The organism is Microbacterium sp. NPDC055683 (genome assembly GCF_053617895.1).
The window spans coordinates 25,787-41,252 of record NZ_JBSHGQ010000023.1; the positions used below are offsets into that span (position 1 = coordinate 25,787).

The 15,466-nt window shown below is 71.3% G+C and carries 12 protein-coding genes and 1 riboswitch; of the genes, 8 read left to right on the forward strand and 4 right to left on the reverse strand.

The window, feature by feature from the left end:
• Nucleotides 1-102: 102 nt before the first annotated feature.
• Nucleotides 103-1,560 carry a helix-turn-helix domain-containing protein gene (locus tag ACWGPF_RS10370; RefSeq protein WP_452332755.1) on the forward strand — a complete coding sequence of 486 codons (1,458 nt, stop codon included), beginning with the start codon at nucleotides 103-105 and terminating at the stop codon, nucleotides 1,558-1,560.
• A gap of 42 nt (nucleotides 1,561-1,602) precedes the next feature.
• Here the strand turns inward: ACWGPF_RS10370 and ACWGPF_RS10375 are convergent, their stop codons facing one another.
• The gene (locus ACWGPF_RS10375) at nucleotides 1,603-3,162 is read right to left on the reverse strand and encodes a glucoamylase family protein (RefSeq protein ID WP_452332756.1); all 1,560 of its coding nucleotides are present in this window, start codon (nucleotides 3,160-3,162) and stop codon (nucleotides 1,603-1,605) included.
• Between the two features lie 236 nt (nucleotides 3,163-3,398).
• On the opposite strand from ACWGPF_RS10375, the gene ACWGPF_RS10380 reads away from it, so the two are divergent.
• The 5 genes from ACWGPF_RS10380 to ACWGPF_RS10400 all read left to right on the forward strand — a co-directional run bounded on the left by ACWGPF_RS10380 (nucleotide 3,399) and on the right by ACWGPF_RS10400 (nucleotide 6,698).
• Nucleotides 3,399-4,244 carry an ABC transporter substrate-binding protein gene (locus tag ACWGPF_RS10380; RefSeq protein ID WP_452332757.1) on the forward strand — a complete coding sequence of 282 codons (846 nt, stop codon included), beginning with the start codon at nucleotides 3,399-3,401 and terminating at the stop codon, nucleotides 4,242-4,244.
• Nucleotides 4,245-4,272: 28 nt separating this feature from the next.
• The gene (locus ACWGPF_RS10385) at nucleotides 4,273-5,133 is read left to right on the forward strand and encodes an amino acid ABC transporter permease (RefSeq protein ID WP_452332758.1); all 861 of its coding nucleotides are present in this window, start codon (nucleotides 4,273-4,275) and stop codon (nucleotides 5,131-5,133) included.
• Complete coding sequence (locus ACWGPF_RS10390) at nucleotides 5,130-5,891, forward strand: amino acid ABC transporter ATP-binding protein (RefSeq protein ID WP_452332759.1); 762 nt, start codon at nucleotides 5,130-5,132, stop codon at nucleotides 5,889-5,891. The genes ACWGPF_RS10385 and ACWGPF_RS10390 overlap by 4 nt, the downstream gene beginning before the upstream one ends.
• A gap of 171 nt (nucleotides 5,892-6,062) precedes the next feature.
• Complete coding sequence (locus tag ACWGPF_RS10395) at nucleotides 6,063-6,236, forward strand: hypothetical protein (protein ID WP_452332760.1); 174 nt, start codon at nucleotides 6,063-6,065, stop codon at nucleotides 6,234-6,236.
• Between the two features lie 12 nt (nucleotides 6,237-6,248).
• The gene (locus ACWGPF_RS10400; protein WP_452332761.1) at nucleotides 6,249-6,698 is read left to right on the forward strand and encodes a hypothetical protein; all 450 of its coding nucleotides are present in this window, start codon (nucleotides 6,249-6,251) and stop codon (nucleotides 6,696-6,698) included.
• Nucleotides 6,699-6,700: 2 nt separating this feature from the next.
• Here ACWGPF_RS10400 and ACWGPF_RS10405 read toward each other — a convergent pair whose 3' ends face one another.
• The 3 genes from ACWGPF_RS10405 to glyA form a co-directional block, all read right to left on the reverse strand.
• Nucleotides 6,701-8,272: an AMP-binding protein gene (locus tag ACWGPF_RS10405; RefSeq protein WP_452332762.1), complete on the reverse strand. Its 1,572-nt coding sequence runs from the start codon at nucleotides 8,270-8,272 to the stop codon at nucleotides 6,701-6,703.
• A 58-nt stretch (nucleotides 8,273-8,330) separates the two neighbouring features.
• Entirely contained in the window at nucleotides 8,331-9,212 is an 882-nt protein-coding gene (locus ACWGPF_RS10410; RefSeq protein WP_452332763.1) for a bifunctional methylenetetrahydrofolate dehydrogenase/methenyltetrahydrofolate cyclohydrolase, read from the reverse strand.
• A 115-nt stretch (nucleotides 9,213-9,327) separates the two neighbouring features.
• Entirely contained in the window at nucleotides 9,328-10,626 is a 1,299-nt protein-coding gene (gene glyA, locus ACWGPF_RS10415; RefSeq protein ID WP_452332764.1) for a serine hydroxymethyltransferase, read from the reverse strand.
• Nucleotides 10,627-10,660: 34 nt separating this feature from the next.
• A riboswitch (ZMP/ZTP riboswitch) is annotated at nucleotides 10,661-10,744 on the reverse strand.
• A gap of 31 nt (nucleotides 10,745-10,775) precedes the next feature.
• On the opposite strand from glyA, the gene ACWGPF_RS10420 reads away from it, so the two are divergent.
• The gene (locus tag ACWGPF_RS10420) at nucleotides 10,776-11,942 is read left to right on the forward strand and encodes an N-acetylglucosamine-6-phosphate deacetylase (protein ID WP_452332765.1); all 1,167 of its coding nucleotides are present in this window, start codon (nucleotides 10,776-10,778) and stop codon (nucleotides 11,940-11,942) included.
• Nucleotides 11,943-12,288: 346 nt separating this feature from the next.
• Entirely contained in the window at nucleotides 12,289-15,456 is a 3,168-nt protein-coding gene (locus ACWGPF_RS10425; protein WP_452332766.1) for a sigma-70 family RNA polymerase sigma factor, read from the forward strand.
• Nucleotides 15,457-15,466: the final 10 nt, after the last annotated feature.

Genomic DNA, 15,466 nt, shown 5'->3' on the forward strand with positions numbered 1-15,466 from the left:
TGGTGGTGCCACGGGGTGGTCTGACCAGGTTCGCGCGGTTTCAGGCGACCTTTCGGCCATCCGCACCCGAAAGAAGGAGGGATCTTTCGCTATCATCAAGGAATGCCTCCCGCCAGCGATCAGAAGACGGGGCTCGAGCTGAAGACGCTCGGCCACCGCATCCGCCACCACCGGATCCAGAAGGACCTCACGCTCGACGAGCTGGGCGCGCTCGTTGGCGTCGCCGGCAGCCAGCTGAGCCTCATCGAGAACGGCAAGCGCGAGCCGAAGCTGTCGCTGCTGCAGGCGATCGCCGACGCGGTCGGCACGAACGTGACCGACCTCATCTCCGGCGAGCCCCCGAACCGGCGGGCCGCGCTCGAGATCGAGCTCGAGCGCGCGCAGTCGAGCCAGCTGTTCCGCCAGCTCGGGATCGCCCCCGTCAAGGTGTCGAAGGGTCTCAGCGACGAGACCATCGCGTCGATCATCGGCCTGCACCGCGAGCTGCAGCGGCGAGAGAGCGAGGCGATCGCGACGCCGGAGGAGGCCAGGCGGGCCAACACCGAGCTGCGGCTGCGGCAGCGTGCGGCCGACAACCACCTCCCCGCGATCGAGGAGCTCGCCGAGAGGCAGCTGAGGGCGGCCGGCCACACGTCGGGTGCCCTCACCCACCGCACGGTGAGCATCATGGCCGAGCAGCTCGGCTTCGAGCTGCTGTACGTCAACGATCTGCCCGCGTCGACGCGGTCGATCACCGACATCGAGAACGGGCGCATCTACCTGCCGCCCGCGTCCATCCCCGGGGGCCACGGCCTGCGGTCGATGGCGCTGCAGGCGATGGCGCATCGGCTGCTCGGGCACGAGCGTCCGACCGACTACGCCGACTTCCTGCAGCAGCGGCTCGAGATCAACTACTACGCGGCGTGCTGCCTCATCCCCCAGACCCCCGCCGTCGCGTTCCTCGAGCAGGCGCGCAAGGACCGCAACCTCGCGGTCGAGGACTTCCGCGACGCGTTCGGCGTCACGCACGAGGCGGCCGGCATGCGGATGACGAACCTCCTCACGACGCACCTCGGCATGCGGCTGCACTTCCTCCGGGTGGGCGGCGAGGGCCAGGTCGAGCGCGTCTACGAGAACGACGGGCTGCCGCTCCCGGAGGACGTCACGGGAGCCATCGAGGGCCAGATCGTGTGCCGGCGGTTCTCGGCGCGCAGCGCGTTCGAGCAGCAGAACCGCACGACCGAGCACTACCAGTACACCGACACCCCCGCGGGGACGTTCTGGTGCTCGACGCAGACCGGCTCGCGCTCGACGGGCGAGTTCTCGATCACGGTGGGCGTGCCCTTCGACGACGCGAAATGGTGGCGCGGGCGGGAGACCTCGGTGCGCGCGGTCTCCACGTGCCCCGACGAGTCGTGCTGCCGGCGGCCCCCCGGCGCGGCCGACTCGCGGTGGCGCGGCAAGGCGTGGCCGAGCGCGCGCGTGCACACGCACATCTTCTCTCCCCTCCCCCGCGGCGCGTTCCCCGGCGTCGACGACCTCGAGGTCTTCGAGTTCCTGGAGCGGCACGCCGACAGCTGAGCCGCGACGGCCTCGGCCGTCGCGGCTCAGACGGCGCCGCGGTCAGCCGAGGTCGGTCCCGAACACCTGCGCGGCGACGAGGGGGCGCACGACGCGTTCGAAGCGGCCGTCGACGAAGTGCTCCTTGAGCACGTCGTCGGCCAGCTCGTTGCCGATGGCCGCCAGGATCATCGACTGGTCGAGACTGAGGTACCGCTCCGCGGCCGTGCCCGACGTCGTCGCGACGGCGTCGTAGAAGCCGCCGGGACCGTAGGCCCCGAGCTCGTGCTCGATTCCCGCGAGGTTCTCGAGCACGCCGTCGCGGTCGTACGGCAACGCGAGGAACGCGGCGTGCGGCGTCACGACGCCCTCGCCGAAGACCGGATCGGGGTTCCCGCCCTCGCGGCACCCCTCGTAGCCACGGTCGACGTCGGTCGCCGGCTCGTCGCTCGCATAGCCGTCGGCGCTCATGCCGAGCTCCTCGACGCCGTACTCCCGGTAGCCGCCGAAGGGGTCGCTGGCGGGGCTGAAGCCCCAGTAGCCGAATCCCGTCTCCTCGAGTCCGTGATGCTCCTGGGCGGCGACGGTGGCGGGATGGTTGAGCCCCCATGATCGCGGTCCCCAGTCCGCCTCCGGGACGAAGAGGTCGGGCATGAGCGCCTCGAACATGCTGCCTCCCCACGCGGGCACGATGCGCATGCCGGCGTACGCGTAGGTGCCCTCGAACACCTCCACGCCCCCGTACTCGCGGACCACACCCTCCGGCTTCTGCTCCTGCCACGCGTAGTCGCAGCCCTGATCGGGCATCGTGCGGAGCGTTCCGTAGTAGGCCTCGGGCGGGATCTGCCCGTTGGCGATGCCGAGGTACGTCGCGATGCGCGCCTCGCTGACCGAGGTGTCGTACCAGTGGCACGTGTAGAGCACGTCGGCGCCCTCGCCGCCGTAGTTGCCGGGGACGGTGCAGGTGTCGCCGGGCTGATCGACCCAGAATCCGCCGCGGTTGAGACCGGCGCCGCCCGCGGCCTCGGTGTCGTGGAACCATCCGAAGTCCATGGAGTCGTAGAGCGCCTGCGCCTGCTTCCGCACCGACGGCTCGGCGTCGGCGACGACGCGCAGGGCGGCCGCGAGCCATCCGTTGTCGACCGTGGAGAGGAACGGATGGACGACGTCGCCGCTGTCGGGCCACGTCGTCAGCTTCTCGCCCGTCTGCGGTGCGTACCAGTTGTAGAACATGCCGCTCGGCTCGTGCCGCTCGAGCTCCTCGAGCGTGTCGAGCGTGGTCGCGATCCGGTCGCGCGCCTCGCGGTGCGACACGAGATCGAGTTCCTCGGCGACGACGGCCGACCACAGGTAGCCGCCGATGTTCGTCGGGGAGGTGTATCCGCTCGCCGTCTGGAGGTCGCCGTCGATGTGGTCGGCGACGAGGCCCGTGCGCTCGTCGGCCATCGCCGCCATCGACGTCCAGGTGTCCTCGGCGTAGCGCAGCAGGGTGTCGTCCTGCTGGTCCCCGTCGTCGCGACCATGCCCTCCGCCACCCGCCCATGCGGCTGCGGCGGACGCCACGAGGGCCGCGGAAAGCACCGCCGCCGCGAGGGCGCGGGTCGTCGTCTTCGTTCGGATCATCGGAACCTCCTCGTTCGGACTCGACCAAACTGTATGCGCTTACATCTCGCGGGGCAACCCTCGGAAGGAGCGCGGTGGACGCTCAGCGACGACGACAGGTCTGCACCGAGCGGACGTCGCGCACGACGCAGTCGGCTCACGCTGCAATATCGCGTAGCACGACTTCCCGGGCTTCCCCCTGCGCGGCAGGATGGAGCGAGCCCGGTCTCCCGACATCCGGGCGCCCGGAGGACAGCATGACCCGTCGCATCCCCTTCGCCGTCGCATGCGGAGCGGCGGCGCTCATCGTGCTGAGCGGCTGCGCGACCGGCGGCTCGGACGACGACAGGGCGGACGACGCCGACTCCGGCTACGTCACCGACGGCAAGCTCACGATCGGCACGGGCCAGCCCGCCTACTACCCGTGGGTCATCGACGACGACCCGGAGTCGGGCGAGGGTTTCGAGGCCGCCGTCGCATACGCCGTCGCGGAGGAGCTCGGCTTCGCCGCGGAGGACGTGGTGTGGGTGCGCACGACGTTCGACGAGGCGATCGCACCGGGGCCGAAGTCGTTCGACATCAACCTGCAGCAGTTCTCGATCACGCCCGAGCGGGCGGAGTCCGTCGACTTCAGCTCGGCCTACTACACGACCTCGCAGGTCGTCGTCACTACCGCCGACTCGCCTGCCGCCGACGCCTCGTCGATCGCCGATCTGAAGGATCTCCTCATCGGCGCGCAGACGGGAACGACGAGCTTCACGGCCGTCGAGCAGGTCATCGCGCCGGCACAGGGCGCGCAGGCGTTCACCTCCAACGACGACGCCAAGCTCGCGCTCGAGAACGGCCAGGTCGACGCGATCGTCGTCGATCTGCCGACGGCGTTCTACATCTCGGGCGCCGAGCTCAGCGACGGAGTCCTCGTCGGACAGCTCCCCGAGATCGGCGGAGAGGAGGGCGACGAGTTCGGGCTCGTGCTCGCCAAGGACTCGCCGCTCACCGGCGACGTCACGGCCGCGGTCGACGCGCTCCGCGAGGACGGCACCCTCGACGCGATCGCCGAGGAGTGGCTCGGCGGCGACGACGAGGCGCCGCTCCTCGGCTGAGCGTCACGCGACTCGAAAGCCTGGGCGGATGACCCCGACCGACGTGCGCGCCGTGAGCGCCGTCGAGCAGGAGCGGCGGGCGTACCGACGCCGCCAGGGCCTCCGCTCTGTCGCCGTGAGCGTCGTCTCGACGCTCGCCTTCGCGGCCGTCATCTGGCTCACGCTCGTGAACCTCCCGGGGTGGGAGCGCGTGCAGCTGACGTTCTTCGACCTCGACGTGCTCGTGGCGGCGCTTCCCCGCGTGTGGGACGGCTTCCTCCTCAACCTGCGCGTGCTCGCGATGACGGTCGTGATCGTCCCGGTGCTCGCTTTGCTCATCGCGGCCGCGCGCACGCTGCGCGGGCCCGTGTGGCTGCCCGTCCGCGCGATCGCGGCGGGCTACACCGACGTCTTCCGCGGGCTGCCGCTCCTGATCGTGCTCTACCTCGTCGGATTCGGAGTCCCGGGGCTCGGATTCCTCCCCGACCGTCTGCCGTACGAGTTCTGGGGCACGATCGCGCTGTCCCTCACCTACTCGGCGTACGTCTCCGAGGTCTTCCGCGCCGGCATCGAGGCCGTGCATCCTTCCCAGCGCCAGGCGGCGCGGTCGCTGGGCCTCAGCCACGCGAAGACCATGCGTCTCGTCGTCGTGCCGCAGGCTGTCCGCAAGGTCACGCCAGCGCTCATGAACGACTTCGTCGCGCTGCAGAAGGACGTCGGCCTCATCTCGGTGCTCGGCGCGACGGACGCCGTCAGGGCAGCGCAGATCGAGACGGCCGCGTTCTTCAACTTCACCCCGTACGTGCTGGCGGGCCTGCTCTTCGTGCTCCTCGCGATCCCGACCATCCGCTTCACGGACTGGTACACCGACCGCGTCAGGTCGCGCGAGCAGATCGGGGGCATCGTATGAGCGGCACGAGAGGCGGCACCCCGGACGGCGCCGTGCTGCGGCTTCGCGGCGTCTGGAAGTCCTACGACGGCCACGACGTGCTGCGCGGCGTCGATCTCGACGTCGCGGAAGGCGAGGTCGTCGCGCTCATCGGCGCGAGCGGGTCGGGGAAGTCGACGCTCCTGCGCACGATCAACCTCCTCGAGCCCGTCGACGACGGCCGCATCTGGCTGAGGGATGTCGATGTGAGCGATCCGCGCGTCGACGCCGACGCCGTGCGAGCGAGGATCGGCGTGGTGTTCCAGCAGTACAACCTCTTCCCGCACCTCACGGCGCGACAGAACATCGCGCTGGCGCTGCGGCACGTCCACGGACGGCCGAGGGCGATCGCCGAGGAGGAGGCGCTCGCGGCGCTCGCGCGCGTCGGCCTCGCAGACAGGGCGTCGGCCCATCCGGATCGGCTGTCCGGCGGCCAGCAGCAGCGCGTCGCGCTCGCCCGCGCCGTCGTGAGCGCACCGGAGCTGCTCCTCCTCGACGAGATCACGTCGGCGCTCGACCCCGAGCTCGTCGGCGAGGTGCTCGAGCTCGTCCGCGCACTCGCGGACGACGGTGCGACGATCGTCATGGCGACGCACGAGATGGCCTTCGCCCGCGACGTGGCCGATCGCGTCGTCTTCCTCGACGACGGGCGCATCGTCGAGGAGGGGCCGCCGTCGCAGATGTTCGGCGCTCCACGCGAGGAGCGCACGCGCGCCTTCCTGACCCGCTTCACCGCCTGAGTCGTCTGCGGAGGGGACGTCGCCTGCCGGCCCGGCGCTCCCCAGACGATCCGGACGTCCTCCCAGGGGATGACCCTGAGCCGCCCCTGGTTCATCCCCCAGCGGGATGCGCCGGCCGTCCCTCCTGTCAGAGGCTGGAGACATCCGAGTCGCGCACCGCCAGGAGGAGACATGCCCGCCATCGCCGTCACGCCGTCGTCCGCTTCGCAGGCCGCACCGCGCGCCCGCGTCGCCGATCCCGCCTACACGGCGCTGCGGATCGCCGCCGGGTCGCTCGTCTTCCTCGGCACGGAGTCGACCGTGTCGATCAGCACGCTGCACCTCGCGCAGGCCGGCCGGGGGTGACAGGCTGAGCACATGAAGACGTGGCTCATCCGGTTCGCGTGCCTGTACCTCTTCGACGTGCTCGTGCTGTCACTCGTCGGCTGGTTCGTCGGCTCCGTGCACGTCGGCTGGGCCGCCTGGTGGGCGGCGCTCGTCCTCGCCCTCGCCACGATCTGGCTGAAGCCGCTGCTCGCGCGGCTCTTCCGCGGCGCCGCGTCATCGGTCGCCCGACGCGCGCAAATCGGCGAGAAGCTCGTGCAGTACCTCGCGTCCTTCGCCGTCCAGCTCGTCATCTGGCTGCTCGTCGTCTGGCTCTCCGACGTCTCCGTCCGCGGATGGTTCTGGGGCTACGTGCTGCCGCCGCTGTACCTGCTCATCGCCTGGGTCGTCTACGACCTCGTCGACGACCGGCTCGCGCGCCGCGCGACGCGGCTCTACGACGGCACCCGGGCGCGGATGAGGGCGCGTCGGGATGCACGCTGAGCTCACGGCACGAGGCGCTGCCTGAGGTCCTTCCGCAGGATCTTCCCCGTCGCCGACTTGGGCACGGCATCGACGAAGACGACGCGGCGCACCTTCTTGTACGGCGCGACCTGCGCGTTGAGCTCCGCGAGGATGGCCGCCTCGTCGGGCTCACCCGCAGCCACGACGAACGCCACGGGCACCTCGTCGCCGTCCTCGAGCGGCTCGCCCACGACGGCCGCATCCGCGACGCGGTCGCTCGCGAGGAGGAGCGCCTCCAGCTCGGCGGGGGCGACCTGGTACCCCTTGTGCTTGATGAGCTCCTTCAGCCGGTCGACGATGTACACGGCTCCCGCGGCGTCGTAGGCGGCGATGTCGCCCGTGCGGAGCCATCCGTCCGCCGTGATGGTCGCCGCCGTCGCCTCCGGGTTGTCGAGGTACCCGAGCATGACCTGCGGGCCGCGCACCCACAGCTCGCCCGACGCGGAACGCCCGTCGGCCGGCACCGCGATCTCGCGCCCGTCGTCGATGTCGACGATCCGCACCTCGGTCGCCGGGACCGCCGGCCCGATCGACGACAGCGGCACGGTGTGCCCCGACCCCCGCGACATGGCGTGCGACACGGGGCTGAGCTCGGTCATCCCGTACCCCTGCAGCACCTCGACCCCGAGGCGCTCCTCGACGGCCCGGCCGAGACGCTCGTCGAGCGGGGCGGCACCCGAGAACACCGTCCGCAGCGTCGTCAGCGTGTACGCGTCGACGAGCGGGTGCTTCGCGAGCGCGACGGCGATGGGCGGCGCGATGAACGCGTACGACACCTTCTCGTCCTGGATGGTGCGGAGGAAGTCGGCGAGGTCGAACCTCGGCATCGTCACGAGGGTCGCGCGCACGCGGAAGGCGAGGTTCAGCAGCACGGTCATGCCGTAGATGTGGAAGAACGGCAGGACGGCGAGCACGCGCTCGCCCTGGTCGACGCCGATGCGGTCGACGCACTGCTGCACGTTGGCGACGAGGTTGCGGTGCGAGAGCATGACGCCCTTGGGCACCCCCGTCGTGCCGGACGAGAACGGGATGACGGCGACGTGGGCGGCGGGATCGAACGACACCTCGGGAGCCGGAGCCCGCTCGGCCAGCATCCCGGAGAGCGAGGGATGGCCGGCGGCGCCGTCGAGCACGACGATCCGGTCGTCCGCGATCCCCGCCGCGCGGGCCGCGATGATCGATCCCTCGGCGAGCGCGCCGACCGTCACGTGCGCGACGGTCCCGGCCATCCGCAGCTGCTTCTCGATCTCGCGGGGCGTGAACAGGGCGTTCACCGTCGTCGCCGTCGCCCCCGCACGCAGGATGCCGTGGAAGGCGATGGCGAACGCGGCGGAGTTCGGGGCGTGCAGGGCGACGACGTCGCCGACGCCGATGCCCCGGACGGACAGGGCGCCCGCGAACGCGTCGATCGCGTCGACGAGCTCGCCGTAGGTCGTGACGGCCCCCGTCGGCCCGTCGACGACGGCGGGGAGCGCCCGCTCCTCGGCGGTCAGGCCCTCGAAGAGGAGCGCGTGGACGGAGGTCTCGGGGAACACAGCTGCGTCGGTGTGCATGGGGACATCCTGACCCCCCGTCCGCCGACGCGCCACCATCCGGCGCGCGCGCCGCGCCTCAGGCGACCGAGCGCTCCGCCGCCTCCACGACGTTGGTCATGAGCAGCGCGACCGTCATGGGCCCGACACCGCCGGGGTTCGGCGAGACGAAGCCCGCGACCTCCGCGACGTCGGGGTGCACGTCGCCGTAGACCCTCGACTTGCCCGTCTCGGCGTCGGTCTCGCGTGTCACGCCCACGTCGAGCACGGCGGCGCCGGGCTTGACGTCGGCGGCGCGGATGAGGTGCTTGACGCCCGCTCCCGCAACGATGACGTCGGCCTGCCGCAGGTAGGGCGCCATGTCGGGAGTGCCGGTGTGCACCTGCGTCACCGTCGCGTTGACGTCGCGCCGCGTGAGCAGCAGACCCATCGGACGGCCGATCGTCACGCCGCGGCCGACCACCACGACGTGCTTGCCGCCGAGGTCGTAGCCGCCCCGGACGAGCAGCTCGATGACACCGCGCGGCGTGCACGGCAGCGGCGTCGCGATGGGCGCGTTGACGTTCAGCACGAGCCGCCCGAGGTTCGTCGGGTGCAGGCCGTCGGCGTCCTTCGCGGGGTCGATCCGCTCCAGGATCGCATCGGTGTCGAGGTGCTTCGGCAGCGGCAGCTGCACGATGTAGCCGTGGCACGTCTCGTCGGCGTTGAGCTCGTCGATGAGCGCCTCGACCTCGGCCTGCGTGGCGTCGGCCGGCAGCTCGCGCTGGATCGAGTTCATCCCGATCGCGACGGACTGCTTGTGCTTCATGCCGACGTACAGCTGCGACGCCGGGTCTGCGCCGACGAGCACGGTCGCGATGCCGGGCGTGACGCCCTTCTCCTTCAGCGCGGCGACGCGGTCGGCGAGCTCCGCCTTGATGGCGTCCGACGCGGCCTTGCCGTCGAGGATCTGCGCGGTCATCCGGATTCCCTCATTCCTCGGTCGGGTTCCGCCGAGACCAGCCTGCGTCGACGAGACCGCGCGGAGAGCGCGGGTCCCGGCGACCGTGGCCGGTCTCGGCAGGACGTGCAGTGGGTCAGACGCCCGCGTAGCCCTGGCCGGACTGCTCGAGGCCCGGGTAGAGCGGGAACGCGTCGGCGAGCGCGGCGACGCGGTCGCGGAGCGCAGCGACGTCGGCGCCGGGGATGAGCGCGAGCGCGATGATGTCGGCCACCTCGGTGAACTCCGCGTCGCCGAAGCCGCGCGTCGCGAGGGCGGGCGTGCCGATTCGCAGACCCGACGTCACCATCGGCGGGCGCGGGTCGTTCGGGACCGCATTGCGGTTGACCGTGATGCGGATGTCGTGGAGGAGGTCCTCCGCCTCCTTGCCGTTGATCGCCGCGTCGCGCAGGTCGACGAGCACGAGGTGCACATCGGTGCCGCCCGAGCGCACCGCGATGCCGGCGTCCTTGACGTCCTGCCGGGCGAGGCGATCGGCGAGGATGGCCGCGCCGCGGACGGTGCGCTCCTGGCGGTCCTTGAAGGCGGGGCTCGCCGCGAGCTTGAACGCCGTCGCCTTGGCGGCGATGACGTGCATGAGGGGGCCGCCCTGCTGACCGGGGAAGACAGCCGTGTTGATCTTCTTCGCGAGGTCGGCGTCGTTCGTCAGGATGAAGCCCGAACGCGGACCGCCGATCGTCTTGTGCACGGTCGACGAGACGACGTGCGCATGCGGGACGGGGCTGGGGTGCACGCCGGCGGCGACGAGCCCCGCGAAGTGCGCCATGTCGACCCACAGGTACGCGCCCACCTCGTCGGCGATGGCGCGGAACGCGGCGAAGTCGAGCTGGCGGGGGTACGCCGACCAGCCCGCGATGATGACCTTCGGCTTGTGCTCGATGGCGAGGCGGCGCACCTCGTCCATGTCGACGAGCGACGTCTCGGGGTCGACGCCGTACGCGACGATGTCGTAGAGCCGGCCGGAGAAGTTGATCTTCATGCCGTGCGTGAGGTGGCCGCCGTGGTCGAGCGACAGCCCGAGGATCGTGTCGCCGGGGCGGGCGATGGCGTGCAGCACGGCCGCGTTCGCGGTGGCGCCCGAATGGGGCTGCACGTTCGCGAACGCGGCGCCGAAGAGCGACTTCGCGCGCTCGATCGCGAGCTCCTCCGCGACGTCGACCTCCTCGCAGCCGCCGTAGTAGCGACGGCCGGGATAGCCCTCGGCGTACTTGTTCGTGAGCACCGATCCCTGCGACTGCAGGACCGAGACGGGCACGAAGTTCTCCGACGCGATCATCTCGAGGAAGCCGCGCTGGCGGTCGAGCTCGCGCTGGAGCACCTGGGCGATCTCGGGGTCGACCTCGGCGAGGGGGGCGTTGAACAGCGGATCGGTCATGACGATCTCCAGACGACAGGCGAAAAGGGGTCATCGCATCGGCCCAGGCGTGCGGTCGAATGCCGTCTCGGTCGCTTCCCGGTGGTACACCACCTCAACGCCAGTCGCGACGCGAACAGCATAGCGCGCGATGTGGAAGTGTTCTCGACATGGGTCTGCTGCTCCACTCCGCGATGCTCGTGACAGACGGGCGTGCCGTGCGCGACGGATGGCTGCGCGCGGAGCACGGCAGGATCGTCGCATCGGGGGACGGCGAGGGCTGGCGTGCCGCCGCGCAGGCGGGCGATGTCGTGCACGACCTCCGGGAGCTCGCGGGCGATGGCGCCGTCCTGTCGCCAGGCCTCGTCGACCTCCACGTCCACGGCGGAGCGGGAGCGGCTGTCGACGACGGCGCGACGGCCATCCGAACGACGAGGGCGCTGCACAGGGCGCACGGCACGACGAGCGCCGTGGTCTCGCTCGTGACCGCCTCGATCGATGCGCTCGTCGAACGCGTCGGCGCCGTCGCACGGCTCACGCGGGAGGACGCCGGCGTGCTCGGCAGCCACCTCGAGGGGCCGTTCCTCGATCCGGGCCACCACGGCGCGCACGATCCGGCGCTGCTCGTCGCCCCGTCGGAGGATGCCGTCGCGCGCGTGCTCGACGCCGGCCTCGTGGACGGGCGCCAGACCATCCGGCAGGTGACGATCGCGCCGGAGCTCCCTGGCGCGATGGCGGCGATCCGGCGCCTGACGGAGTCGGGGATCGTCGCCGCGATCGGCCACACCGACGCCGACGCCGCGACGACCCGGCAGGCGGTCGAGGCGGGGGCGACGCTCCTCACGCACACCTTCAACGCCATGCCGGGCATCCACCACCGCGCGCCAGGGCCCGTGCCGGTCGCGATCGACGACGACCGCGTCGTGCTCGAGCTCATCGCCGACGGCGTGCACGTCGCAGACGAGGTGATGCGGATGCTGCTCCGGTCGGCACCGGGTCGCATCGCGCTCGTCACGGACGCGATGGCGGCGACGGGGATGGCCGACGGCGACTTCCGGCTGGGCGATCTCGACGTCGTGGTGACGGACGGCGTGGCGCGCGTCGCGGGGACGGACACGATCGCCGGGTCGACGCTCACGCAGGACGCGGCCGTTCGGCGGATCGCGGGGCTCGGCGTCCCGCGCGCGGAGGCGCTGCGCGCGGCCACGTCGACGCCGGCCGGCGTGCTGGGGATGGCCGGGGAGATCGGGACGCTGCGCGTGGCGGCGCGCGCCGATCTCGTGCTGTGGACGTCCGGGCTCGAGATCGCGCGCGTGTGGACGGCGGGGGACGAGTAAGGGGCTCGGACCCCTCCCCCGAGTCGTCCGAGCCCCTGCGCCGCGTACGCGACGAGTCCCCCAGGAGGACCGCCCCGCGCTCCCCAGCTGCCGGGTCGGCGTCTCCTACACCCCATGAGACGGGGTGCGGCCGGTTTCATTACGCGGGTTCGGAAAAATTCTCGAGGATGCCCGGAAACAGCCCCCGTCCAGGGGAATACGCCGTGAGATCCCACCCGGGGGTGGCGGTGGCGGACGATCCGGAGGAAGATGTCCGGAGGCCTGCGAACCCGAACGCGGGCCTGCCAGCGGCCACCGCGAACCGAAGCGGTGATCGGCATGCCTGACGACCGGACACGACCCGCGAATGACGACTGACGACACCATCCCCGACGCCGAGGGCTCGGCGACCCCGGACGCCGACCTCGTGCTGAGGTCGCGCTCGGGCGACCAGCAGGCGTACGGGGAGCTGTGGCGCCGTCATTACCGTTCGGGGATCGTCGCCGCACGGTCGATCACGTCGAGCATCGACTCCGACGACCTCGTGCAGGAGGCGTACGCGAAGATCCTGCAGTCGATCCAGCGCGGCAACGGCCCGACGGGGTCGTTCCGCGCGTACCTGTTCACGACCATCCGCAACATCGCGGCGACGTGGGGGCGCGCGCCGTCGGCCGCGACGAGCGATTTCCTCGACGAGGTCGAGGATCCGGAGTCGACCGAGGCGGCGACCGACGAGGCACTCGACCGGAGTCTCACGCACAGCGCGTTCCGCAGCCTGCCGACGAGGTGGCAGGAGGTGCTCTGGTACACCGAGATCGAGCAGATGAAGCCGGGCGAGATCGCGCCGTTGCTCGGGATGAAGGCGGCCGCCGTGTCGCAGCTCGCGTTCCGGGCGCGCGAGGGCCTGCGGGAGGCGTGGATCCAGGCGCACATCGCCTCCGTCGACGCCGGGTCGGAGCACGCCTGGACGATCGAGCGTCTCGGAGCGCATACCCGCGGCAACCTCGGCGCACGCGACAGGGCGAAGATGGACGCCCATCTCGCGGAGTGCGCGCGGTGCGCGATCGTCGCGTCGGAGGCGAAGGAGGTCGGCAGCCGGCTCGCGCTCGTGCTGCTGCCGCTCGCGATGGGCGCCGCCGGCGCGACGTCGTACCTCGCCTCGCTGCAGCGGGACGAGGCGGCCTACATCGCGCTCGCGGCCATGCCGTCGTCGGTCTACGAGGGCGCCGTCGTGGTGGCGGGCGGCGCTGTCGGCGCCGGTGGAGTCGTGGGCGCGGCCGGGGCGGATGGCGCGGCGAAGGCGCTCGCAGGCGCGGGCGCGGCATCGGGATCGGGCGGCGGCGCCGCGACGAACCCGGCGTGGACCATCGGCGGGATCGTCGGGGCCGGTGTCGCCGCGGCCGCCGTGGCGGGAGCCGTGCTGGCCGCGACGCTGACGGGCGGCTTCGGAGGCTCGGCGAGCGAGGCCGCGTCGTCGTTCGACGACCCGGCGCAGCAGGACGCGTCGATCGAGGCGTCGGACGAGCTCATGACCGAAGCGGAGGACGTCGTCGAGCCCCCGCTCGCGACGCCCGAGCCAAGCGCGACGCCGACCGCCGCGCCCTCGCCGTCGCCGACCCTCGCGCCCGTGCCGCCGGCGGCCCCGACCGCTGCGCCGACGGCGGCGCCGACCTCCGAGCCGACGGCTGAGCCGACGGAGCCGGAGCCCGAGCCGACCGAGCCCGCCGCTCCCGTCGTGCCGGCTCCGCAGCCGACGGCCTCGGCCACGGCCACTCCGTCGCCCACGGCCTCTCCGTCGCCCGCGCCGACTCCGTCCCCCTCGGAGTCGCCTGCGCCTTCCGCGTCACCCGCGGTCGCGGCGCCCATCGCGCTGGAGGGGGCGTCCGTCGTCGATGCGGCGCAGCGGATCGTGTCGCTCGAGCTCTCCGGCGAGCCCGATGAGACCGTGACGGTCGCGACGGGCGAGGCGTCGCCCGTGTCGTCGGTGTCGCCGGTGTCGTCGGTGCGGATGATGTCGTTCTTCACGACGCTCGCGGGTTCGCTCGGCACGGCGTCGTTCTCGGATGACGGTCTCGCCGAGTTGCAGGTGGAGCTGACGGCCGAGCAGGTGGCGGAGGATGTGGACGTCGTCGTCTCCTACGCCGAGGTCGAGGGCGACGCGCTGACGTTCACGCTCTCGGCGGCCGGAGTGCGGGATCCGCTGCTCGCCGCGGTCGAGCCGACGGCGACGCCGGAGCCGAGCCCGACGGTCACGCCGACGCCGACGGTCACGCCGACACCGACACCCGAGCCCACACCGACACCGACACCGACACCGACGATCACTCCGCCCATCGAGACGCCTGCCCCGATCGCGTCGCTCACCGTGGAGGGCGGGACGGTCGTCGACAAGAACGCCGGACGCGTCGAGATCGAAGTGCGCGGAGAAGGCAAGTATGACGTCGCCGTCTATATCGGCGACAGCGATGCTGCCGCGGATTCGGTGAGGCTGCGCGGAAACGGAACCGGCGAGCTCGAGTTCTCGCTCGGGGCCGGTCAGGCCGTCGCGAACCTCCCGATCCGCGTCGCGTACACCGGCGAGGGTCTGAGCGAACGGGATGCCACGACGACGCTGGGTGCGCTCATCGACATCGACGACGTCGCGATCGACGAGCCGATATCGGCGCTCGGCTCCGTCGCTCCTGGTTCGAAGGTCCTGGAACTCGTCATATCAGGCGAGGTCAACGCCGCCGTCACCGTGGTTTTCGGTGACAGCATCCAGGCCACCACCCTCGTCAATGGTCACGCCGAGGTGTCCTTTCCTGTGAGCGTCGAGCAGTACCACGCGGCGAGCTCGACAGGCCTCGTCATCTCGTACGTCGCGGCTCACGCCAGCGCTCCCTCGCTTTCTCAGAAACTGGACCAGCTCGGTGTCCTTCAGGCATTGAGCGATGATGACCTCGTGCTGGGACCGATCACCAGCGCCACGCGAGTAGATCGCAATCACTTCACCGTCGGCTTCGAGGTGTACGGCACTGCGGGGATTTCGGCTGTGTTGACCTATGAGGGTCAAGAGGCGCCGGTCGTCATCGATCCAGACGGCACCTTCGTCCAGTTCCTCGTCGAGGATGACCCCTCGCGTGCATACGACTCGCGAGTGTCCGCCACCTACGCCGCTCCCGTGTACGCGAAGGGGACAGACGATTCTCTGGCGGAACTCGGCGTCCTCGACTGGGCCCCTGATCGGTGGCTCGAGTTCGGCTCCGTGCAGGAATCCACCGTGACGCCGGCAGGCGTGAACGTCGAGCTGACCTTCATCGTGCGCGGCGAGCCGGGCACCCAATTCACCGCCCGATTCAACAACTCTGAAGCCACGAAACCTCTTGACGACGACACCGACCACGACGGCTTCGGCGAGGCAACGGTCACGATCACCGGTTCGCTGGTCAATCTCACGGCTCTGTATCTGACCGGCGCTGAGGTTGAGATCAGCAACGCGGACGGATCGCGGTTCGCACCGCTCAGCGATCTCATCCCTCCCTTCTCCGGTGGTTGATCCCCCGCTA